General features: G+C 73.0%; 14 protein-coding genes. 12 read left to right on the top strand and 2 right to left on the bottom strand.

Annotated features, from left to right (window positions below; genetic code table 11):
* Positions 1-5: 5 nt before the first annotated feature.
* Complete coding sequence (locus ESZ52_RS06755) at positions 6-1,394, bottom strand: UTP--glucose-1-phosphate uridylyltransferase (protein WP_238154504.1); 1,389 nt, start codon at positions 1,392-1,394, stop codon at positions 6-8.
* Between the two features lie 132 nt (positions 1,395-1,526).
* On the opposite strand from ESZ52_RS06755, the gene ESZ52_RS06760 reads away from it, so the two are divergent.
* The 8 genes from ESZ52_RS06760 (at position 1,527) to ESZ52_RS06795 (ending at position 15,430) form a co-directional block, all read left to right on the top strand.
* Positions 1,527-2,492, top strand: a complete 966-nt coding sequence (locus ESZ52_RS06760; protein WP_131104255.1) for a hypothetical protein — start codon at positions 1,527-1,529, stop codon at positions 2,490-2,492.
* Complete coding sequence (locus ESZ52_RS06765) at positions 2,489-2,881, top strand: GntR family transcriptional regulator (protein WP_131104256.1); 393 nt, start codon at positions 2,489-2,491, stop codon at positions 2,879-2,881. Before ESZ52_RS06760 ends, ESZ52_RS06765 begins: the two co-directional genes overlap by 4 nt.
* A gap of 49 nt (positions 2,882-2,930) precedes the next feature.
* A complete protein-coding gene (locus ESZ52_RS06770; protein WP_131104257.1) occupies positions 2,931-3,290 on the top strand; it encodes a hypothetical protein in 360 nt (119 codons plus the stop codon).
* A 91-nt stretch (positions 3,291-3,381) separates the two neighbouring features.
* Positions 3,382-6,792, top strand: coding sequence for a fused isobutyryl-CoA mutase/GTPase IcmF (gene icmF, locus ESZ52_RS06775; protein ID WP_202865419.1), 3,411 nt, complete (start codon positions 3,382-3,384; stop codon positions 6,790-6,792).
* Positions 6,789-7,859: a C45 family autoproteolytic acyltransferase/hydrolase gene (locus ESZ52_RS06780; protein WP_131104258.1), complete on the top strand. Its 1,071-nt coding sequence runs from the start codon at positions 6,789-6,791 to the stop codon at positions 7,857-7,859. Before icmF ends, ESZ52_RS06780 begins: the two co-directional genes overlap by 4 nt.
* A gap of 249 nt (positions 7,860-8,108) precedes the next feature.
* Complete coding sequence (locus ESZ52_RS06785; protein WP_131104259.1) at positions 8,109-10,655, top strand: HNH endonuclease signature motif containing protein; 2,547 nt, start codon at positions 8,109-8,111, stop codon at positions 10,653-10,655.
* A 79-nt stretch (positions 10,656-10,734) separates the two neighbouring features.
* Positions 10,735-14,109: a DEAD/DEAH box helicase gene (locus ESZ52_RS06790; protein WP_131104260.1), complete on the top strand. Its 3,375-nt coding sequence runs from the start codon at positions 10,735-10,737 to the stop codon at positions 14,107-14,109.
* A 52-nt stretch (positions 14,110-14,161) separates the two neighbouring features.
* Complete coding sequence (locus tag ESZ52_RS06795; RefSeq protein ID WP_131104261.1) at positions 14,162-15,430, top strand: saccharopine dehydrogenase family protein; 1,269 nt, start codon at positions 14,162-14,164, stop codon at positions 15,428-15,430.
* On the opposite strand, the gene ESZ52_RS06800 is transcribed toward ESZ52_RS06795, so the two are convergent.
* The gene (locus tag ESZ52_RS06800; protein WP_131104262.1) at positions 15,405-16,058 is read right to left on the bottom strand and encodes a DUF2461 domain-containing protein; all 654 of its coding nucleotides are present in this window, start codon (positions 16,056-16,058) and stop codon (positions 15,405-15,407) included. The genes ESZ52_RS06795 and ESZ52_RS06800 overlap by 26 nt on opposite strands.
* 118 nt (positions 16,059-16,176) lie before the next feature.
* On the opposite strand from ESZ52_RS06800, the gene ESZ52_RS06805 reads away from it, so the two are divergent.
* The 4 genes from ESZ52_RS06805 (at position 16,177) to ESZ52_RS06820 (ending at position 22,346) form a co-directional block, all read left to right on the top strand.
* Positions 16,177-16,989 (top strand): L,D-transpeptidase family protein, encoded by an 813-nt coding sequence (locus tag ESZ52_RS06805; protein WP_238154503.1) that lies wholly within the window; start codon positions 16,177-16,179, stop codon positions 16,987-16,989.
* A 61-nt stretch (positions 16,990-17,050) separates the two neighbouring features.
* The gene (locus ESZ52_RS06810) at positions 17,051-17,746 is read left to right on the top strand and encodes a YwaF family protein (protein WP_131104263.1); all 696 of its coding nucleotides are present in this window, start codon (positions 17,051-17,053) and stop codon (positions 17,744-17,746) included.
* Complete coding sequence (locus tag ESZ52_RS06815) at positions 17,743-19,926, top strand: acyltransferase family protein (RefSeq protein ID WP_131104264.1); 2,184 nt, start codon at positions 17,743-17,745, stop codon at positions 19,924-19,926. Before ESZ52_RS06810 ends, ESZ52_RS06815 begins: the two co-directional genes overlap by 4 nt.
* Entirely contained in the window at positions 19,923-22,346 is a 2,424-nt protein-coding gene (locus tag ESZ52_RS06820) for a xanthine dehydrogenase family protein molybdopterin-binding subunit (RefSeq protein ID WP_131104265.1), read from the top strand. The genes ESZ52_RS06815 and ESZ52_RS06820 overlap by 4 nt, the downstream gene beginning before the upstream one ends.
* The last annotated feature ends 70 nt before the right edge of the window (positions 22,347-22,416 follow it).

The raw sequence follows: 22,416 nt of genomic DNA on the forward strand, positions 1-22,416 counted from the left end.
GGCGATCAGGCCTGGTCGGGGCCGAGGGTGGCGTCGTCCTCGACGTGCCCGCCCTCGGGTCCGAGCTGCACCGACCCGACCACCTGGACCCCGCGGCCGAAGGTCCAGTCACCCTCGACGTCCAGCCGTTGCGCGCGCACCAGCGAGGGTGCCCCGTGCGGAAAGCGCTCGTCGAAAGCGGCGATCATGCCGTAGTGGTCCTTGGCGAGGTCGATGACCGGCACGAGGGGGTCGTCCACGGTCCGGGTGAGCAGGTAGGTGTGGGGGTCGACGTCATACACGTCCGAGCGGAGCAGCAGCAGCTCGTTGGTGGTCTTGACCGGCACGAACCGCTCCCGGGTGATGCCGATCGACACGGCGTCCTCGAAGAGCTCGACCGCGCCGCCCATCGCGGTCTCGATCTGGATCACCGGTGTGGAGGTCGGGTCCTGGGGGTCGACGGTCTTGGCGTTGCGGATGAGCGGCAGGGGCAGCACGCCGTCGCGCTCGGCCAGCATCGCCCGCAGCCGCTCGAGGTCGAACCAGAGGTTGTTGGTGTTGACGTACGGGTGCTTCTCGGCGTCCATGAAGTGCACCAGCTCCTCCGGCGCCGTCTGCGCGGTCTCGCGCAGCACCAGCCGGCCGTCGGAGCGGCGCCGCACCAGGTGACCGCCCTTCTTGTCCATCTCGGTGCGCCGCACCACCTCCGCGGCATACCCGGCCCCGCTGTCCGCGAACCACGCCGCGATGCGGGCGTCCGGCACGGCGCCCAGGTTGTCGACGTTGGCGACGAAGGCCTGCCGGTAGCCCTGGTCCAGGAGCTGGTCCAGCACCCCGCTGGCCAGCAGCGAGGGGTAGAGGTCGCCGTGGCCGGGCGGGCACCACTCCAGGCGCGGGTCGGCCGGCCAGTCCACGGGGAGGAGGTCGTCCGCGCCCAGCTTGGGCTCCTGGCTCTGCAGGAACTCCAGCGGCAGGTTGTCGACGGCGAGCTCGGGGTAGCGGGCCAGCACCTCGGCGGTGGCCTGCTGGGTGGAGAAGGAGTTCATCAGCAGCAGCGGCAGGCGGACCCCGAGCCGCTCGCGCAGGGCCAGCACCTGCCGGACCGTGATGTCGAGGAAGGTGAGGTCCTCGTGCACGGGCAGCAGCGACTTCGGCCCGGCCAGGCCCATCGAGGTGCCCAGGCCGCCGTTGAGGGTGATCGCCACCGTCCGGTCCAGGGCGGCCCTGGCCTCCTCCTCGTCGACGTCGAGATCTGCCAGGTGCACCTCCGGCAGCGCCGGCTCCACGTCGGCCTCGGCGATGAGGCCGGTCGCGCCCGCCGCGAGGGCGTCGTAGTGCAGGGCGAAGGTGTCGATCGCGGGCTGGCTCACGCCGGCCTCGCGCATCCGGGTCAGGGCGAGGTCACGTCCGGTCATGGTCCCAACCTAGCCGGGGCGTGTCCTTCGGGCGCGGGACCGTTCGACGTCTTGTGACAGGGTCTTGACACAACCCGGTCGGCGCACCCACCATGGGACTTGTACTACTTTGTCGATACAAGCGGGGTGCGCATGAACGGTGTCGGGGTCTCTCTCTTCCTCCTGGTGCCTCTGGGGATGGGGTTGGCCGTCCTCCTGGGCGTGGTCCTGCTGGTTCAGCGGCTGACGAGGCGCGGGGTCCGGTGGTCACAGATCACCGACCCGGTGGCCCAGCGGTGGCGGACGGTCTCCGCGACGGCGTGGTGGGTGGGAGCGGCCCTGGCGGTGATCGCGGTCGCGGCGATCGCGGGGGCGGACGACCTCGGCCGGGGCCTGCTGCTCGCGCCGCTCGTCTTCGGCCTGGTGCTCGTCGCCGCGACGGGCGTCGGTGAGCTGGTCACCGCCCGCACGGCGGGGACCGACCCGGGCGGTGACCGGGAGGTGACGCTGGAGGTCAGGACGGTCAGCGGGCTCGTCCCGCTGGGGCGGCGGGTCGTCGCGGCCCTCGGGGTGGTCGCTCTGCTGGTGGTCACCGTGCTGACGGCCCTGATCTCGGCGGCCGACGACATGGGCCGGGTGGGTCGCGCAGTTCCGTACACGAGCGCCGACGGTGCCACCGAGGGGCTCCGAGGCCCCTGGCCCGGCTGGTTCTACACCGTCCCGATCTGGGTCCTGCTCCTGACCTTGCTGGTCACCGCCGCGTGGGTGCTCCGCCTCGTCGTCGATCGGCCGCGGAGCGGTCCTGGCGCGCGGAAGCGCTACCTGGACGACCTGATCCGCCGGACCACGGCGCAGCGGGTGGTCGCCGTCGTCGCCCTGGTCGGTTTCGGCACCGCCTGGCTGACCGCTGTGGTGGCGCTCATGGCGCTGAGCGGAGCCGACGACAGAGAGCTCTACCCGGGGACGACCCTCGACCTGTATGCGGTGGGCTGGGTCTGCCTGGCCGCCCTGCCGGTCTTCGGGGCAGCGAGCGTGGTCGCGCTGGTGCAGCTGCTTGCTCCGGACCTGCCGACGGTGTCTGCGCCGTCCGCGCAGGAGCAAGGTGCTCGGTCGTCGTGAGGCTGTCGATCTCGCAGGCCGACCCCCGACCGCCCTACGTGCAGGTGCGCGCCCAGATCGAGGAGGCCATCCGCACCGGACGTCTCCCCGACCAGACGCACCTGCCCCCGGTGCGTCAGCTGGCGGCTGACCTCGGCCTGGCGACCGGAACGGTCGCCAGGGCCTACAAGGAGCTCGAGGCCGAGGGGTTGGTGCGCACCGCACGCGGAGCTGGCACCCGCGCGGTGGCGCCTCGCGACGCAGGCCGGCCGGGGGAGGTCGAGGAGGCGCGGCGGCATGCAGCCGCAGTCGTCACCCGGCTGCGCAGCCTCGGGCTGTCGGACGAGGCCATCGTCGAGGCCGTCCTGTCCGCGCTGCGAGCGGCCCCGTCGCGCGCGGACCCCCAGTAGTCGGTGGTGGTGCGACGCGCACGCTGACCCGTCCGGCAGACTGTGCGGTATGCCGTGGATGCGTTCGCGCGTGGCCTGGGGTGCCGGGCTGCTCGCTCTGTTCGCGCTGCTGCGCGCCCTGCGTCGGCTGGTCCCGGCGGACGACCGCCCGCTGGCCCTGGCCGCCGCGGTCGCCGTGGTCGTGGTCGTCGCGCTGGTCCCGCCGGTTCTCGGCCGAGCCGGCCGGCGGGTTCCGTCCGAGCAGCTCGGGGTGCGCAAGGCCGTGCAGTTCTTCGGGGCGGCCGGCGTGAGCATCCTCGCGGTCTACCTGGGTGTCGGCGTCCTCGTCGGCGCCGTGCTGGGCGTGGCCGCGGCGGTGGCGGTGCCGCTGCTCTGGCCGGCGCCCGGGAAGCAGGCGCACCGGAGGTGACCCGCCGGCCGGGACGGCTTGACCAGAACGTCAACCCGTCGCCCGTCTCGACTACCATCGAGGGGTACCCGACTCGACGAGGAGACGTCAGGTGAAGAACGAGCAGTCGTCCGCACCGTCCGCCAGCGCTGCCCCCGAGCGACCGCCGCTGCGCACGCCGCAGAACCCGGTCCGGATCGTCACCGCGGCCAGCCTGTTCGACGGCCACGACGCCTCGATCAACATCATGCGGCGGATCATGCAGTCGCAGGGCGCGGAGGTCGTGCACCTGGGGCACAACCGGTCCGTGCAGGAGGTCGTCGACGCGGTCCTGGACGAGGATGCCAACGCGGTCGCGGTGTCCTCCTACCAGGGCGGGCACGTCGAGTACTTCGAGTACCTCGTGCAGCAGCTCGCCGAGGCGGGCGCCGGGCACGTCCGGGTCGTCGGGGGTGGGGGCGGCGTCATCGTGCACGAGGAGATCGAGCGCCTGCGCAGCTCCGGGGTGACGATCTTCAGCCCCGACGACGGGCAGCGGCTGGGCCTGCCGGGGATGATCAACCAGGTGATCAGCGACGCCGACTTCGACCTGTGGGAGGTGGGCGCGGCCGACGTCGACGCCGTGCTGGCGGGGGACCGCACCGCGGTGGCGCGCGCGATCAGCGGCGCTGAGACCGGGAGGATGCCGGAGGAGGACAGGGCGAGGTATGCCGAGGCGGCCGCCGAGCGCACGGCGCCTGTCCTGGGGATCACCGGCACCGGTGGCTCGGGCAAGTCCTCGCTGACCGACGAGCTGGTCCGGCGGATCCGGATGGACCAGCAGGACCGGCTGCGCGTCGCGGTCGTGGCGATCGACCCGACCCGACGCCGGGGCGGGGGAGCGCTGCTGGGCGACCGCATCCGGATGAACTCGATCTCGCTGTCCGACATGTCGGGCGCGATGGCCGAGGACAGCGCCATCGCGGGGGGGACACGGGGGGCGGGGCCCCCCGTGCGAGGGGGTACACGGGGGGCGGAGCCCCCCGTGCGAGGGGGTACACGGGGGGCGGAGCCCCCCGTGCGAGCCTACTTCCGCAGCATGGCCACCCGGGGCGACAAGGAGGTGCCGGAGGCGCTGCCGGTCGCGATCGACGTGCTCAAGGCGGCCGGGTTCGACCTGATCATCGTGGAGACCCCGGGCATCGGGCAGGGCGACGCCGGGATCGTGCCCTACGTCGACACCTCGCTGTACGTGATGACCCCGGAGTTCGGCGCTGCCTCGCAGCTGGAGAAGATCGACATGCTCGACTTCGCCGACGTGGTGGCGATCAACAAGTTCGAGCGGCGCGGCGCCATGGACGCCCTGCGGGACGTCGGTCGTCAGCTGGTGCGCAACCGGGAGGCGTTCGGGAAGCGGCCGGAGGACATGCCGGTCTACGGCACCTCGGCCGCGACCTTCAACGACGACGGCGTCACGGCGCTGTACCAGGAGCTGCGCAGCCTGCTGGCCGAGAAGGGGCTGGCCGTGTCCGAGGGCACCCTGCCGCCGGTCGACGTCCGGCACTCCTCGACGATCCGCCAGGTGGTCCCCCCGCGCCGGGTGCGCTACCTGTCCGAGATCGCCGAGACGGTCCGCGGCTACCACGAGGGCACCGAGAAGTACGCCCTGGCGGCCCGCCGCGTGGAGCGTCTGGCTGCCGTCGACGACGAGCTCGCGGCCGCGGGGCGCACCGACCACGGGGTCGACGAGCTGCTCGAGGCGGCGCGCCAGGAGCTGCCCACCGAGATCCAGGAGATGATCGAGGGCTGGCCGGCCCGGGTCGAGTCCTACTCCGGGGACGAGCAGGTCGTCAGGGTGCGGGACCGGGAGATCCACACCCGGCTGACCAAGGAGACCCTGAGCGGGAACCGCATACCTCGGGTCGCTCTGCCCACGTATGACGAGGCCGGCGCCCTGGTGCGCTACTGGCGCAAGGAGAACCTGCCGGGGTACTTCCCCTACACGGCGGGCGTCTTCCCGTTCAAGCGGGACAACGAGGACCCAGCCCGGATGTTCGCCGGGGAGGGTGACCCGTTCCGGACGAACCGGCGGTTCAAGCTGCTGTCCGAGGGGCAGCCGGCGACCCGGCTGTCGACGGCCTTCGACTCGGTGACGCTCTACGGGCAGGACCCTGCGGAACGGCCGGACATCTACGGCAAGGTCGGCACCTCTGGTGTCTCGATCGCGACGCTGGAGGACATGAAGGCGCTCTACGACGGCTTCGACCTGGTCAGCCCCACGACCTCGGTGTCGATGACGATCAACGGACCCGCGCCTACCGTGCTGGCCTTCTTCCTCAACACCGCGATCGACCAGCAGCTGGAGGCGTTCCGGGAGCGGGAGGGCCGCGAGCCCTCCGGAGCCGAGGCCGAGGAGCTGCGCGCCTACGCGTTGCAGAACGTGCGCGGCACCGTGCAGGCGGACATCCTCAAGGAGGACCAGGGGCAGAACACCTGCCTGTTCACCACCGAGTTCAGCCTGCGGATGATGGGCGACATCCAGCAGTGGTTCATCGAGCAGGGGGTGCGCAACTTCTACTCGGTGAGCATCTCCGGCTACCACATCGCCGAGGCGGGGGCGAACCCCATCAGCCAGTTGGCGTTCACCCTGGCCAACGGGTTCACCTACGTCGAGTCCTACCTGGCCCGGGGCATGGACATCAACGACTTCGCCCCGAACCTGTCCTTCTTCTTCTCCAACGGCATGGACATCGAGTACTCGGTGATCGGCCGGGTCGCCCGGCGGGTCTGGGCGGTGGCGATGAAGGAGAAGTACGGCGCGAACGAGCGCAGCCAGAAGCTGAAGTACCACGTGCAGACCTCGGGCCGCTCCCTGCACGCCCAGGAGATGGACTTCAACGACATCCGCACCACGCTGCAGGCGCTCATCGCGATCTACGACAACGCCAACAGCCTGCACACCAACGCCTACGACGAGGCGATCACCACCCCGTCGACGGAGTCGGTGCGCCGCGCGCTGGCGATCCAGCTGATCATCAACCGGGAGTGGGGTCTGGCGATGAACGAGAACCCCAACCAGGGGTCGTTCATCATCGACCAGCTCACCGACCTGGTCGAGGAGGCCGTGCTGGCCGAGTTCGACCGGATCAGCGAGCGCGGCGGCGTGCTGGGCGCGATGGAGACCGGCTACCAGCGCGGCCGGATCCAGGACGAGTCCATGCTCTACGAGCACCGCAAGCACGACGGGAGTCTGCCGATCATCGGCGTCAACACCTTCCTTCGGCCGGAGTCGGAGCGGGAGGAGGTCAAGGTCGAGCTGGCCCGGGCCACCGAGACCGAGAAGCAGTCCCAGCTGGAGCGGGTGCAGGACTTCCAGGAACGGCATACCGAGGAGGCTGCGGAGGCACTGGTGCGGCTCAAGGAGGCCGCCCTGGCCGGGGACAACGTCTTCGCCGAGCTGATGGACGCCGCGCGGGTGTGCTCGCTGGGGCAGATCACCGAGGCCTTCTTCGAGGTGGGCGGGCAGTACCGCCGCAACGTATGACCGCCGGGTCCGGGCTGCTGGAGCCGCACCGGGTCGACGTGCGGACGGTGCGCATCGAGGGCTCCAGCCACCGGGAGCGTGGGCTCGCGCGCGGGCGGATGCTCGCCGGGCGGATCCGGGAGACGGCTGACGGGTATGCCCGGTTGTTCGCCCGCAAGGGGATCGGTGCGGAGGACCACCGTGCGGCGGCCGTGGCCTGCCTGGACGCCCTGCGGGCCTGGCATCCCGGGTTGCACGAGGAGGCGGTCGGGATCGCGGAGGGCGCGGGGCTGCCGCTGGTCGACCTGGGCACGACCCTGGCGCGGACCGAGATCCTCACCCTGGTCCCCGACCCACCCTCGGAGTGCTCCACGGTGACCTACCAGCAGCCGGGCGGCTGCGTCTCGGCCCAGACCTGGGACTGGTATGCCGCGTTCGCCACCTCCTGGCACCGGCAGGAGGTCGTGCCCCTGGGGGGTGAGCACGCCCATCGTGGGTTCACCGAGTTCGGCATGCCGGGCAAGATCGGGCTGAACGCCGCTGGGGTCGGCGTGCATCTCAACATCCTGCGCCACCGCGACGACCGTCCAGGCGGCGTGCCGGTGCACGCCGTGCTGGCCCGGGTGCTGGCGGAGGCCACGACCGTGGGCGAGGCGGTGGAGATGGTCCGGTCCGCGCCCATGTCGTCCTCGTCGCTGCTGACCGTGGTCGGCGCCGAGGAGGTGGTGATGGTGGAGGTCGCGGCGGGGCGGACCGGGCTGCTGCAGCGCGCCGGCTGGCTGGTGCACACCAACCACTTCCTGGCGCCCGAGCTGCAGGACGGGGCGATGCTCACCGACCCGGCGTCCACCACGCAGGAACGGCTGGCTCACCTGGAGGAGGGCGTCGCCTCCGCCCCGGCTCCGCAAGGGGCCGGAGATCTGCTGCCGCTGCTGTGCTCGGCGCCGGAGCTGAACTGCGTGGCGCGGCTGCCGGACCCGGCTCAGGCTCCTGAGGACCGGACGGCGACGCTGGCGACTGTCCTGCTGGACCCCGCCCGCGGGCGGGTCGAGGTCAGTCCTGGGATCCCGCAGCACGCGTCGGCCTGACCGGCGGCGCTCCGCCGTGAGTCCTCGCAGGGAGGATGCCGGCGCGACACGCCTTCGTACACACGTGTGGATGATCCTGGGCGTGTCATCGATCAGGTGTATGATGGTGCTATCGGCAGGACCCGTCGGTGGGGATCGGGCGGGGGTGGCCGCGAGAGCATCTGTGAGGGGGTGCGTGGGGTGAAGAGGAGACGGGGCGATGGATCGAGCGGGGCGGGCCGGGGCAGGCTCCACGCACCGGGGAAAGCGGTGCGGGATTCCGGCCCACCGGAGGGCAGCCAGGACCGGCGGGGAGAGCTGGTAGAGGCCCTGCTGGCCGTGGGGCTGGACGAGCAGGCTGCTGTCCTGCTCGGCGATGCCGCGATGGTGCTGGGGGCGTTGAGCCAGGGCCGACGGGTGCGTGATCTGGAGCTCGGGTCGACCAGTGGCTCCGCCCGTGCTGCTGACCAGAGGGGGACGCGTTCGCGGGATGACGCGGCACCGGGGTCGATGGAGGAGCAGCTGCACCAGGGCGATGTGGCCCTGGGAGCGGTCGAGGCGTTGGCCGCGTGCTCGGCCCGGTTGGAGGCCGCGATGGTGGTGGCCGCGAGCGAGCAGGTGACGGCGGTGGGGGCAGCGCTGCTGGCGCAGCGGGACGTGAGCGACCCGACCGAGCTGTCCAGGACGGCCCGGGAGCGGTGGCGGGCCCGGGCGAAGTCACGGGTGCGGCAGGAGCTGGCACCGGCGATCGGCTGGAGCCCGGGGGAGTGCGCCCACCTGGTCGCGCTGGCCTGTGCGCCGATCGCGTTCGGAGCGCCGGTAGTGGGACAGATGGCGCGGGGCCAGCTGCCGTGGCGGCTGGCACGCTCCCTCTGGCGGGCCTGCGAGGGGTTGGACGCGGCGGACGCCGCGCACATCGCCACGATCATGTGCGCCGACGACCCGACGACGTGCGTGCCGGAGCGGCTGGCGCCGGACGGGAGAGTGCAGAGCGGCCCGTGGCAGCACAGGGCCTTCTACGCCGCCCTGACCCGGGAGGTCACCAAGGTCACCCAGGCTGACGACGCCGACCCGGAGGCGGCCCGGGTGGCCCGTGCTCGTCGCGAGGCGGCGTTCGCCGGCCGCCGGGTGCTGGCCAGCGTGGACGAGGACGGGACCGGGTCCCTGACGCTGATCACGTCGGCGTTCTGGGTGGCGGCGATCAAGGACCGGCTCACCAAGGCGGCCCGGGCGGCCCGGGGAGCGGGCGACCAGCGGACGCTGGACCAGCTGGAGTCTGACTTCGGTCGCACCCTGCTCGCCCACGCCACGGTCGGCTTCGCCGACCAGCCTGACGTGGAGAAGGACGCTGAGGATGACGATGAAGGGGCGGCTCGGACGCCGGAGGACCTGACGCGGGCCGGATGGAGTCCCCAGCTGGTCCAGGCGCTGTCGGGACTGCCGCCGGCGGTGCTGCAGGTGATCGTGCCCCTGATGGGGCTGCACGACCCCGCGGCGGCCGAGACGCTGCCGACCATCGGCCGGACGGCGCCCCGACCGCATCCCCACCCCGCCGGACGTGCGACCGACGAGCCGGTAGCCGACGAGCCTGCGACCACGGCACCTGCACCCAACGCGCCTGCGGCCACTGCGCCTGCAGCCTCTGAGCCCGCGCACACCGGTCGCCCGGGGTGTCCTGCCTGCCTGCCCGGCGTGCGCACCGGTCAGCACGCCCCGGCTGGCGCCCCTGCGCGCCACGGTCCAGGGGTGGACTGTGCCTCGGGTCGCGGTCCTGCTGGGGACTCCGACGGTCCGGCCATCGGCGTGGTGCGCAGGCTGTGGGTGGGAGAGGTGCTGGGCAGCTTCTCGATGTTCGTGTCCCCGGCCGGTGTGCGCGCCCTGGCGCTGGCGCCGGGGACGACGCTGTCCCGGTTGCTGGTGGACCCGGCGGACGGACGGTGCGTCGAGCGCTCGATCACCACGTACCGGCCGGATGCCGCGATGCGCGCACAGATCCTGGCTGCGGACGTGACGTGTCGAGCACCGGCCTGTGACCACACCGGGAGCTCGTGCCAGGTCGACCACGTCGTGGAGTACGGCACCCCGGGTGGTCTGACGAAGGAGACCAACGCGCAGCTGGCGCACACCGGGCACCACGAGGCCAAGACGGCCAAGGACTGGGACGCGGACCTGTCGGCGAACCGCGACGTGGAATGGACCACGCTGCTGGGGCGGATCTACCGGACCCGGGCCTGGGACTACCGCCGCTACGTCACCCTCGTGGTGGACGCCCTCGACGCCGTCCGGTCCGCCCCGGTCGAGGACCAGGCGACGGAGCTGGACCGACAGGTCTACCTCGCCCTGACCCACCGGGACCTGGGGGAGCGGCTGAACGTCGGCGACGACGACCTGGACCCTGACATCTCCCGATTCGAGGGCTGGGGCTTCATCGGGCTGACTCACCGGGACGGGCACACAGGCCGTCGGGTCGCTGGGCCGTCCGCAGAGGCCCTGGCGGAGGTGCACGCGGCCCGCGCCACGAGCGGTCCGCCAGCTGGTGCCACCGCTGATGGGTCGGCCCCGGTCTCCGAGGCGTCGGCCGCCACTAAGGCGTCGGTGCCGGCCTCCGAGGCTTCGGTGGCTGCCACGGGATCCGCCAGCGCCTGCGGCGAGCCTTGCTGTCGGCACCTGCGCCGGGTCGCCAGCGGTGGCTCGGCCCCCCATAGCCGCATCACTCGCATCGACGGCCGCACCGGGGAGCCGGTGACCGGCGAGGAGCTGCGAGAGCTGCGCAAGGCCTGGAGCCTGGCCAACCACGAGGGGATCGCCCCGTTCTAGAACCCGGGCCGAGCCGCATGGGCGCGGAGGCTGTGGACGGGCGGGAGGGCTTGTCGGACGCGCCGCATACAGTCCGTCCATGGCAGCGGCAGACCTGACTCGGGCCACGTGGGTGCTCGACCTGACCGACGCCGATCTCGAGCGGGAGGTCGGCGTGCTGGCGGTCGCCAGGGCGCTCACGTATGCCGAGCACGGCCGCGTCCGCACGCTGGTGGCTGCCTCAGGCGGCCAGCAGCTGCTGGCCACGGTGGCTGGGACCGAGCGCTCGGTGTACCAGACCGTCGTGCACCATCTCGGGGACGGCCAGTGGTCCAGCGCGTGCAGCTGCCCGGTGCGGGTGATGTGCAAGCACGCGGTGGCCACCATCGTCGCCACCCGCACCCGGCTTCGGGTCGACCACGCGCCCCAGAGCTGGGAAAGCGTGCTCCGGCCGTTGGTCGAGACCGCCGGGCGCCGGGCCCCCTCCACGCCGCCGCAGCCGGCCCTGTCGCGGCTGGGCCTCGAGGTCTCGTTGGCACCGGGGTCGGGAGGGACCGACGGGGAGACCACGTCGGTGCAGCTGACCCCGGTGCGCGAAGGCGTGAGCAAGCCGTGGATCCGGCGCGGGGCCGCCTGGCGGGACCTGGCGTCCACCTACTCCTCGCCCGAGGTGCTGCCCGCCCACCGGGAGGCGGTGGTGGCGCTGTACCGGATGACCCACGGCGTGCACCACTTCTACGGCGGCGCCGAGCTTGCCCTCGGCGGGCTCGGTGCGCTGGCCTGGGCCGCGCTCGCCGTCGCGCTGGACCGCGGTGTGGAGCTGGTGCCGGGCCCCGGGCTCACCGAGGTCGGGCTGGGCACCGGTCCGGTCGAGGTGGTGCTGGATGTGCGGCGCACCGATGACGGCGGCGTGCACATGGTGGCCGGAGCCCTGCTCGGCGAGGGGCAGACGGTCTCCGGAGACCGCTTCTTCGTCGTCGGTCGGCCCGGGCACGGGTTGGGACGAGTCACGCAGGAGGGGCGCTTGACGCTCTGGCGCCTGGCGACGCCACCGCTTGCACCCGTCATCCCGCTGCTCGAGCGCGGCACGGCGGTCGAGGTGCCGCCCGAGGAGGTCGAGCGGTTCCGGGGGCACTACCTGGCCGGCCTGGCCCGCTCGGTGCACCTGCGCACGGGCAACGGGTCGGTGACCGCACCGGAGGACCTGGCCCCACGCCTGCTGCTCCGGATCCGGCCCGAGCCCGGGCACCGGCTGGAGCTGGGGTGGAGCTTCGCCTACCCCGTCGTGGGCGGCGACCTGTTCGGCACCGAGGCGGAGCGCTCCCTCACCGAGCTTCCGCTGCAGCACAGCCCGGGCGACCCGCCGCGGGACGACCGGGCCGAGAGCGCCCTGATCGCCGAGGTGGTCCCGCTCTTGCGGCCCTGCCCCGGCCTCGTCGACGACGCGCGACGTGGTGGCCGACGGGTCGTGCGGCTGCACCCCGAGCGGGTTCTGACCGAGGGCAGCACGGTCCGCTTCGTCACCCAGGTACTGCCCGCTCTGCAGGACAGCGAGCACGTCGAGGTGCTGGTCGAGGGAGAGCTGGCCACCTACCAGGAGGCCGACGACGCCCCCGTGGTGACGCTGACCACGAGCGACGGCGACGTGCACGACTGGTTCGACCTGCACGTGACGGTCACCGTCGAGGGACAGCAGGTGCCCTTCGAGCTGCTCTTCGCGGCGCTGGCCCGCGGGGAAGAGACGCTCATGCTCGACTCCGGCACCTGGTTCCGCCTCGACCAGCCCGAGCTGGAGGCGCTGCGCAGGCTCATCGAGGAAGCGCGGGCCCTGGACGACAAGCCACCGAAGCAGGACCGCATCTCGATCTCCCGCTGGCAGGCCTCCCTGTGGCAGGAGCTGCGTGACCTCGGTGTGGTGGAGGAGCAGAGCCAGCGCTGGCAGGAGAGCGTCGACGCGCTCATCGCGCTCGCGGACGGCGACCGCGGCGAGGCGAAGGTCCCCGACCAGCTCACCGCGGAGCTGCGCCCGTACCAGCACGAGGGGTTCTCCTGGATGAGCACCCTGTGGGACCACCGCCTCGGCGGCGTGCTCGCCGACGACATGGGCCTGGGCAAGACGCTGCAGGTCCTGGCCCTGGTCGCCCGGGCAGAGGAACGCGGTGACCTCGCCGAGGGGCCGATGCTGGTCGTCGCACCCGCGAGCGTCGTCCAGGTCTGGGCCGGAGAGGCCGCGCGCTTCACCCCCGGCCTGCGGGTGACGACGGTCACCGCGGGCCGGCGACGTGGCCGGGGACCACTGGCCGAGGGAGTAGGTGCCGCGGACCTGGTGGTGACCACCTACGACCTCCTGCGCCGCAACGCCGAGGCCTTCGCCGAGCTGCCGTGGAGCGGGCTGGTGCTCGACGAGGCGCAGGCGGTGAAGAACCACCGGACCAAGGGCTGGACCGCGGCCCACGACCTCGGCGTCGAACGGACCTACGTCCTCACCGGCACCCCGCTGGAGAACTCGCTGATGGACCTGTGGTCGCTGGTCTCGCTGGCGGCGCCCGGCCTGTTCGGCAGGTCCGAGCACTTCCGGCAGACGTATGCCGTCCCGATCGAGGCCGACGGTGCCGTCGACGCCGACGACGCCGACGCCGACGACCAGGCCACGCACGCCCACGACTCCGTGAGCCGGCTGCTGCTGGACCGGATGCGACGACGTCTGCGCCCCTTCCTGCTGCGCCGGACCAAGGACGAGGTGGCGCAGGAGCTGCCCGCGAAGGTCGAGCAGCTGCTGCCCGTCGCCCTGGAGCCGCCGCACCGGCGGATCTACGACCGGCACCTGCAGCGCGAACGGCAACGGGTTCTGGGCCTGCTGGAGGACCCGGACAAGAACCGGATCGCGATCTTCCGCGCCCTCACCGTCCTGCGCCAGCTCGCCCTCGACCCGAGCCTCGTCGACGAGGCGCACGCCGGCCTCGTCACCTCCGCCAAGATCACCACCCTGCTCGACCAACTCAAGGAGCTGGCCGCTGAAGGTCACCGGGCACTGGTCTTCTCCAGCTTCACCAGCTATCTCGCCCTGGTCCGCGCAGCGCTGGAGAAGGAGGGCATCGGCTACAGCTATCTCGATGGCAGCACCCGCGACCGGCAGGCTCGCGTCAAAGCCTTCCGGGAGGGCGACGACCCGGTCTTCCTGATCAGCCTCAAGGCCGGCGGTGTCGGCCTGACCCTGACCGAGGCCGACTACGTCTATCTGCTGGACCCGTGGTGGAACCCCGCCGCCGAGGCGCAGGCCGTCGACCGGACCCACCGCATCGGCCAGACCCGCCCCGTCCACGTCTACCGCCTGGTGTCGACCGACACCGTGGAGGAGAAGGTGGTGGGCCTGCAGGAGCGCAAGCGTCAGCTCTTCGCCACCGTGGTGGACTCCGGCCGGTTCCGGTCCGGCCGGATCGGCGTCGATGACGTGCGCGCGCTGCTGGAGGAGTGAGGGGACCCGGCCAGCGCGGGCGAGCCCGCGGGGCACGGCATACCGTGGATCGATGACCAACCACCTGAGGCGCAGTGACCTGACGAGCGACCTGACGAGCGACCTGACCCTGTTCGGGGCGACCGGCTTCGTCGGTCGCCTGGTGGCCCGACACCTCGCGGCGCAAGCACCACCCGGGCTGCGCGTCACCCTCGCAGGGCGCTCGCGGGAGCGGCTGGAGCAGGTGCGGGCGGAGGAGGGGCGAGCGGACTGGGAGCTGCAGCTGGCCGACAGCACCGACCAGGAGTCGCTGCGCCAGCTGGCCCGCAGCACGGGGGTCGTGATCTCCACCGTCGGCCCCTACGCCCGGCACGGTATGCCGCTGCTGGAGGTGTGCGCGCAGGAGGGGACCGACTACGTCGACCTCACCGGGGAGGTGCTCTTCGTCCGCGACGCGATCGACCGCGTGCACGAGACGGCCGGGGCCACGGGCGCGCGGCTGGTGGTCTCCTGCGGCTTCGACTCCCTGCCCTCCGACCTGGCCGTGCACCTGCTCCACCGGGCCGCCCAGGCCGATGGCGCTGGCGGCCTCACCGACACGACCCTGCTGGTGACCCGGCTGCGCGGCGGCGTCTCCGGCGGCACGGTCGACTCGATGCGGGAGCAGCTGCGCGTGGTCCGCGCCGACCAGGAGCTCGCGCGGGCGGCCCGCGACCCGTACGCCCTGGCGCCCGACCCGGCCACCGAGCCCCGCCTCCCCGGCCAGCGGGACTCGACCTCGGTCTTCGTCGAGAAGGACACCGGCGTGTGGACCGCCCCCTTCCTCATGGCCTCCTACAACACCCGCCTGGTCCGCCGCAGCCACGCCCTCAGCAGGTCCGACCGAGACCCCGACGGCTACGGCGCCCGGTTCCGCTACCGCGAGCTGCTGGCCACCGGCAGCGGTGGCCGCGGACGGCGCCGGGCCGAGCTCGTCCGGGCCGGGCTGGGCGCCCTGTGGCTCGGGCTGAGCACGCCGGGCCTGTCCTGGGTCGTCGACCGCGTCCTGCCCGCGCCGGGCGAGGGACCCTCGCCCCAGCAGCAGGCGGAGGGCCACTTCGAGATGGTCGCGCGGACCACGACCGACGGCGGACGCGGCTACGTCTCGACCGTCGGCGCCCAGGGTGACCCCGGGTATGCCGCCACCTCGGTGATGATCGGGCAGGCCGCCCTGGCGCTCGCCGTCGACAGCGCACGATGCGCCCCGTCCGGTGGCGTGCTGACGCCTGCCATTGCGATGGGCGACGTCCTCGTCGACCGGCTACGGGATCAGGGTTTCACCGTGAGGGTCGGTCCGGCGTAGCCAGGTCGGTCGCGGTCAGCCAGTCCACGAACGGCCGCAGCTCCTCCCAGCGCCGACGCACCTCGTCCAGGAGCAGGGACGTGGTGACCACGTCGCCGTCCACCTCCCACCGCATCGCGGTCAGCGCCTTGTGCCGCAGCAGCCGCAACCGCGGGTGGTCTCGCGGGACACCCCGGGGTGCCGTCCTGAGCTGCTCGCCGCCGATCTCCCAGCCCGCACCCTCGAGCCCCTCCACGATCCGCACCAGCTCCTGACCGCGGCGCTCGTCGGCCACCGCCGCACGGTAGGCGCGCAGTCGCCCCGGGTCCATCCGGTAGCAGCCGGCGCCGAGACGGAAGCCGTCGGCCGACACCTCGGCATACCACCCGGTCGACTCCGCGGTGGCCACGTAGCCACCCTGGTGGGTCTTGTACGGGCTCTTGTCCGCCGAGAAGCGCACGTCCCGATGCGGCCGGAAGACCTTGCCCGGGCCGAACGAGCCCTCCAGCTCGACCAGCAGAGCGGTCATCGGCGCCCGGACGTGCCGCTCGTGCTCCGCCCGGTGAGCGGCCCAGAACTCGCGGCTGTTGCCCTGCTCCAGCGCGAGGTAGAAGTCGACGGCGGCGTGCGGGAACCCGGTGAAGCTCACCCCTGCAGTCTCCCGCAGGTCACAGGTGCGCAACGATCGGGGCACCCACGGCAACGCCCGGCCACCTCTCGACGTCTTCCCGGAGAGACTGCTCCGAACGTCAAGGAAGGTGCCGCACGTGCGTCTGCAGAGGTATGAGGTGCCCGTCCGCCCGCAGCTGCCCCGCCGCAGCCTGCTCAAGGGCGGGTTCGGTCTGGTGACCGGGGCGATGCTGGGCGGGCTGAGTGACGACTACGCCACTTACGTCGTTCCCCGTCGCGAGGAGCCGCCGGCCCCTCCCGAGCCCGAGCCCCCGGCACCCCAGCCCGAGCCGCCCGCCCCCGAGCCTGAGCCGCCCGCCCAGCTCAGCCGTGGCTCGGCCGGCCAGCAGGTCTGGGGCCTGCAGGAGCGGCTCAACGCCACCGGCTTCTGGTGCGGCACTCCCGACGGCGGCTTCGGGCACCTGACCGAGCAGGCCGTCTACGCCGTGCAGAAGACCCACGGGCTCGTCCGCGACGGCATCGCCGGTGCGGCCACCCTGGCCGCCGTCGACAGCGGTCTGCGCCCGCTGCCGGTGGCCGGTGGTGACCACGTCGAGGTGCACCTGGGGCGCCAGCTCATCCTCGTGGTGCGGGGCGGGGCCACCCAGCTGGTGCTCAACACCTCCACCGGCAACGGCGAGCCCTACGAGTACGAGGAGCGCGACTACCTCGCCCACACCCCGACGGGCGACTTCGCCGTCTGGTTCATGGACGGCGGCGGCTGGCGCGACGGGGAGCTGGGCGAGATGTACCGCCCGATGTTCTACTCCGGCAACTACGCCATCCACGGCTCGGACTCCATCCCGCCCTGGCCGGCCTCGCACGGGTGCGCCCGGGTCTCGGTCGCGGCGATGGACATGATCTGGGCCCAGGGGCTGCTGGGGATGGGCGGCCGCGTGCTCGTGGTCTGAGCACCCCCAGACCCAGCTGGGATACGCGCGGCCGGAGGGCGCACGGCATACCCTCGGGCCCGTGGAGACCTTCCTCGACCCGGACCCGGGGTTCATCCCGGTGTTCGGCCGTGACCACCTGGTCTTCGTGCTGGGGCTGCTGGTGGTGGCCACGGCGCTGGTCGCGGGCCGAGGCTGGCTGCGGGAGCACGCGACGGTGGTGCGCCGGGTCGTCTTCGGCGTGCTGCTCGTCCAGCAGGTCGCCCTGTACGGCTTCTACGCGGCCACTGGCTGGCTGTGGGCCGAGTCGCTTCCCGTGCACATCTCGCGCATCTCCACGATCCTGGCTCTCGTCTACCTGGCGACCGGCAGCCGGCGGGTCATGGACGTGCTGTTCTTCTTCGGGCTGTGGGCCTGGGCGTCGTTCACCTACCCCCAGAACGTGCAGCCGCCGACGAACCTCCTCGGCGTCAGCTTCTGGGTCAACCACGTCGCCACGCTGCTCATGCCCTTCTTCGCGGTGCTCACCACCAGGTGGCGGCCGACGGCGCGGGCGCTGTGGCGGGCCTACGGCTGGTTCCTGGTCTACGTCGCCCTGGCGGTGGCCGTGAACGCGCTGACCGGGGGCAACTACTTCTACCAGCGGGAGAAACCGCTGCTGCCGATGGTCCCCCAGCCGTGGTACCTCCTGCTCTCGCTGCTGGCCGCCCTGGCGCTGTTCTGGCTCGGGTATGCCGTGGCCCGGCTGGTGCTGCGCCGCCTAGACTCCCGGGGGTGACCGCCCCGCCCGCGCCGCGCAGCCACGGCCGGTTCCGGGGCGACATCGAGGGGATGCGGGCCGTCGCGGTGCTGATGGTCCTGCTCTACCACGCGGGGGTGCCGCGAGCGGCCGGCGGCTTCGCCGGGGTGGACGTCTTCTTCGTCATCTCCGGCTTCCTCATCACCGGCCTGCTGGTGGGCGAGGCCCGCCGACAGGGTCGGATCGACCTCGTCGCGTTCTGGGGGCGCCGGGCCCGCCGGCTGCTGCCCGCCTCCGCGCTGGTGCTGGCCACCACCGCCGTGCTCACGGTCCTGGTGCTGCCGGCCGTGCGCTGGCGGGAGACCGGCTGGGACATCCTCACCTCCGGCCTGTATGTCGTCAACTGGCGGCTCGCGGCGCAGTCGGTCGACTACCTGGCCGAGGACTCCGCCCCCTCGCCGGTGCAGCACTACTGGTCCCTGGCGGTGGAGGAGCAGTTCTACCTGGTCTGGCCCGTCCTCGTCGTCGTCGCGCTGCTGCTCTGCCGGCGGCGCCCTACCCGGCTGGGGGCGGCCCTGCTCGTCCTGCTCCTCGCCGTCGTGGTGCCCTCCTTCCTGTGGTCGCTGCACCTGACCGAGACCGAACCCGCACTCGCCTACCTCGTCACCACCACCCGGCTCTGGCAGCTGGGCGCCGGTGCCCTGCTCGCCCTCGCCGTCAGCCGGCTGGAGCGGCTGCCCGGGACGCTGGCGGCCCTGCTGTCCTGGGCCGGCCTGGTCGCCGTCCTCACGGGCCTGCTGACCCAGGGCGCTCAGGGCACAGCCTCCGCCTGGCCGGGGACCGCAGCCCTGGTCCCCACCCTCGGCGCGGCGGCGATGATCGCGGGCGGCACGGCCGTCACCACCCCGGCCTGGGCCGCCACCCGCCTGCTGTCCTGGGCACCTCTGCAGGTCGTCGGCGGCCTGTCCTACTCCCTGTACCTCTGGCACTGGCCGCTGCTCGTCGTCGCTGCCGCGCGGTGGGGCGAGCTGTCCGTCCCGTCCGGTCTGCTGGTCGTGGCCGTGTCCTTCGTGCCGGCCTGGCTCGGCCACCGGTACGTCGAGGAGCCGGTCCGCCGGTCGCCGCGCCTGGCGCGCGTCCCGGTCCGGGGGCTGGGCGTCGGGCTGCTCTGCACCGTCCTGGCGGTGGCCTCGGGCGGTGCACTCGTCCAGGCGGTGGACCGGCAGGTGCGCCAGGCCGAGCAGGCCGACGGGGAGGCGGAGGGCGCCCGCGCCCTGGCCACGGAGTCCCCAACCGCCACGGCCGAGCCGACCCAGACGCCAGAGACGCCAGAGAGGCCGGGGACGGCCGGGGCGCCCGGCCCGCCCGTCATACCGCTCGACCCTGACCCGGCCACGATCATCCCGGACCCGCTGGCGGCCACGGCCGACGTGCCGGCTCTCTACGACCAGGACTGTGACGGCGAGACCGAGGGGCGCGTCGTGCGCTGCGACTACGGCGACCCGGACGGCGGGCTGGTCGTCGCGCTGGTCGGCGACTCCAAGATCGCCCAGTGGACGGACGCGCTCGACGAGGTCGGTCGGGAGCGGGGATGGCGGGTGCACCTCTACTACCGCTCGGCCTGCCCCTGGACGGCTGCGCTCATCGCCGACGAGGAGCGAGCGGCGGACTGCCGGGAGTGGGGCGAGCAGGTCACCGGGCGGCTGGCGGGGTCGGAGCGGCCCGACGTCGTCGTCGTGTCGGCGGTCGCCGGGCAGGCGCACCGCCCGGACGGCGCGGGGGAGGCGACGCAGGAGGCGATGACCGCGGGACTGGTGGAGCGGTGGGAGGAGGTCGGGGTGGCGGGCGTGCCGGTCGTGGCGCTCGCCGACAGCCCGGCGCCGGGTGGGCAGCAGGTCTACGCGTGCGTGGCCGAGCACCGCGACGACGTCGGCGTCTGCGCCGTGCCGCCCAACGACGGGTCCGGCACCCCGCCGCTGCGCGCCGCCGCCGAGCAGGTGCCCACCGCGACCTTCGTGACGATGAACGACTGGATCTGCCCGGGCGACGGCGACTGCCCGCCCGTGGTGGGCGAGGTGCTGGTCTACCGCCAGGGGAGCCACATCACCAACACGTACGCGCTGTCGCTCGCGGACGTGCTCGGTGACCGGCTCGAGCACGCCTTCGGCAGGCTCGGGGTGCGCGTGCCGGGGACGGGGTTGGCAGGATACGGGCTATGACGTCGGTCGAGAGCATCCTGTCCACGCGCGGCTCGATCCTGGGGACCGAGGTCCGCCGGGTCGAGGACCCCGACCTGCTGCTCGGGCGCGGCCGGTTCGTGGACAACATCGACCTGGGGGACGAGGAGGTGCTCAGCGCCGTTTTCGTGCGCAGCCCGGTCGCCCACGGCCTGATCAGCGAGGTCGACACCTCCGAGGCGCTCGCCGCCCCGGGGGTGGTGGCCGTGCTCACCGCGCACGACATGGGGCCGGACCCGGTCCCGCTCTTCGCGCAGATCAACGAGCGGGTCGACCGGCACCCGCTCGCCGTCGACCGCGTGCGGTTCGTCGGCGACCCGGTCGCCCTCGTGGTGGCCCGGACCCGGGCCCAGGCGGTGGACGCCGCCGAGCTCGTCGTCGTCGACTACGAGGAGCTGCCGGCCGTGGTCGACATGGAGGAGGCGCTGGCCGACGACGCGCCCCTGCAGCACCCGGAGCTGGGCACCAACGTCGCGCTGGCGGTCAGGGACCCCGACGGTGACGTGGACGTCCTCGAGGGCGCGAGCCGGGTGGTCCGGCTGCGGATGGAGAACAACCGGATGGCGACCAGCCCGATCGAGGGGCACGCGATCCTGGTCCGACCGGTGCTGGCTCGGGAGCGTGCGGAAGGCGGGGAAGGCGCCGGTGCGGACGTCGTGGGCGGGCTCGACGTCTGGCTCGCCAGCCAGCACCCCCACCTGGCCCGCAGGCTGATCAGCCGGTGGACGGGGCTGGAGGGCGAGGCCGTGCGGGTGCGGGCGCCGCACGTCGGCGGGGCCTTCGGCGGCAAGGCCGGGATGGTCGCCGAGCACGCCGCCGTGATCCGGACCGTGCAGCGCCTGGGTCGGCCGGTGCGCTGGGCCGAGACGCGCAGCGAGACGATGCTCTCGATGAGCAGCCGGGGCCAGGTGCAGTACGTCGAGCTCGGGCTGGACGAGCACGCCCGGATCACCGGGATGCGCGCACGGGTGGTCGGGGACTGCGGCGCCCACGCCGGCTACGGCGGCTCCTACGCCTCGGGGTCGACCAGGACGATGAGCGAGGGAAGCTACCGCATACCCCGGCTGCGGTATGACGCACTGTCGGTGATGACCAACACCGTGCCCACCGGCGCCTTCCGTGGTGCCGGGCGCCCGGAGGCGGCGGCGATGCTGGAGCGGATCGTCGACCACGCGGCCCGGGAGATCGGCCTCGCTCCGGAGGAGCTGCGGCGGCGCAACTTCCTGGCGCCGGAGGACTTCCCGCACGAGACGAAGTTCGGCGCGCGCTACGACACCGGCGACTACGCCAAGGCTCTCGACGCGGCGCTGGAGGCGGCGGGGGTGGAGGAGGTGCGTGCCGAGCAGGCGCGCCGTCGCGAGACGGGGGAGCCGCTCCAGCTGGGGGTCGGGATCGCCAGCTACGTCGAGATCACCGGCTTCGGGGGCAAGGAGTATGCCGGGATCCGGGTCGCCCCCGACGGTCACCTCACCGTCATGGCCGGCACGTCGGCCCACGGCCAGGGGCACGCGACGGCCTTCTCGATGCTCGTCGCCGACCAGCTGGGGCTGCCGATGGAGCAGATCAGCTACGTGCAGTCCGACACCGCCGTGGTGCGCTCCGGCGGCGGGACCGGCGGCGCGCGCTCGGTGCAGCTGGGCGGCAGCGCGGTCCTCGGCGCCGCGGTCGAGCTGCGCGAGCAGGCGACCCAGGTGGCGGCCGACCTGCTGGAGGTGGCGGCCGGGGACGTCGAGCTGGTCGACGGCCGGTTCGGCGTGCGCGGGGTGCCCGGCAGCGGCGCGACCTGGGAGCAGGTCGCCGCGCACGCCCACGAGGCCGGCGACGGCCTCAGCGTCGACCACGACTTCCACCAGGACGGTGCCACCTTCCCGTTCGGCACCCACGTGTCGGTGGTCGAGGTAGACGTCGAGACCGGTCGCGTGCGGCTGCTGCGGCACGTCGCGGTGGACGACTGCGGGACCGTGATCAACCCTCTGCTGGTCCGTGGCCAGCAGCAGGGTGGGGCGGTGCAGGGGATCTCGCAGGCGCTGTGGGAGGAGTTCCGCTACGACGAGTCGGGGCAGCCGATCACCTCGACCTTCGCGGACTACCTGCTGCCCTCCGCCGCCGACGTGGTGCAGCTGGACACCTTGCTCACCGCCACCGAGACCGACCGGAACCCGTTGGGCGCCAAGGGGATCGGGGAGGCCGCGACGGTCGGCTCCACCCCGGCGGTGCAGAGCGCCGTCATCGACGCCGTGGCCCACCTGGGGGTGCGCCACATCGACCTGCCCTGCACGCCGGAACGCGTCCACATCGCGATCCACCAGGCGCTGCAGGGCGAGCACGACCCGTGGCGCGAGCCGCCCGCCATCTTCGGCGACATCCCCGACTTCGACGCGCAGGACGACGTGGAGGTCTAGCGTCCCGGTCGGTGCCCGGCGGTGCCCGGCGGTGCCCGGCGGCGCTCTGACGGTGCTGTGACCGTGTGGT

This window comes from Ornithinimicrobium sufpigmenti, assembly GCF_004322775.1.
In the GTDB taxonomy this organism is placed as follows: Bacteria; Actinomycetota; Actinomycetes; order Actinomycetales; family Dermatophilaceae; genus Ornithinicoccus; species Ornithinicoccus sufpigmenti.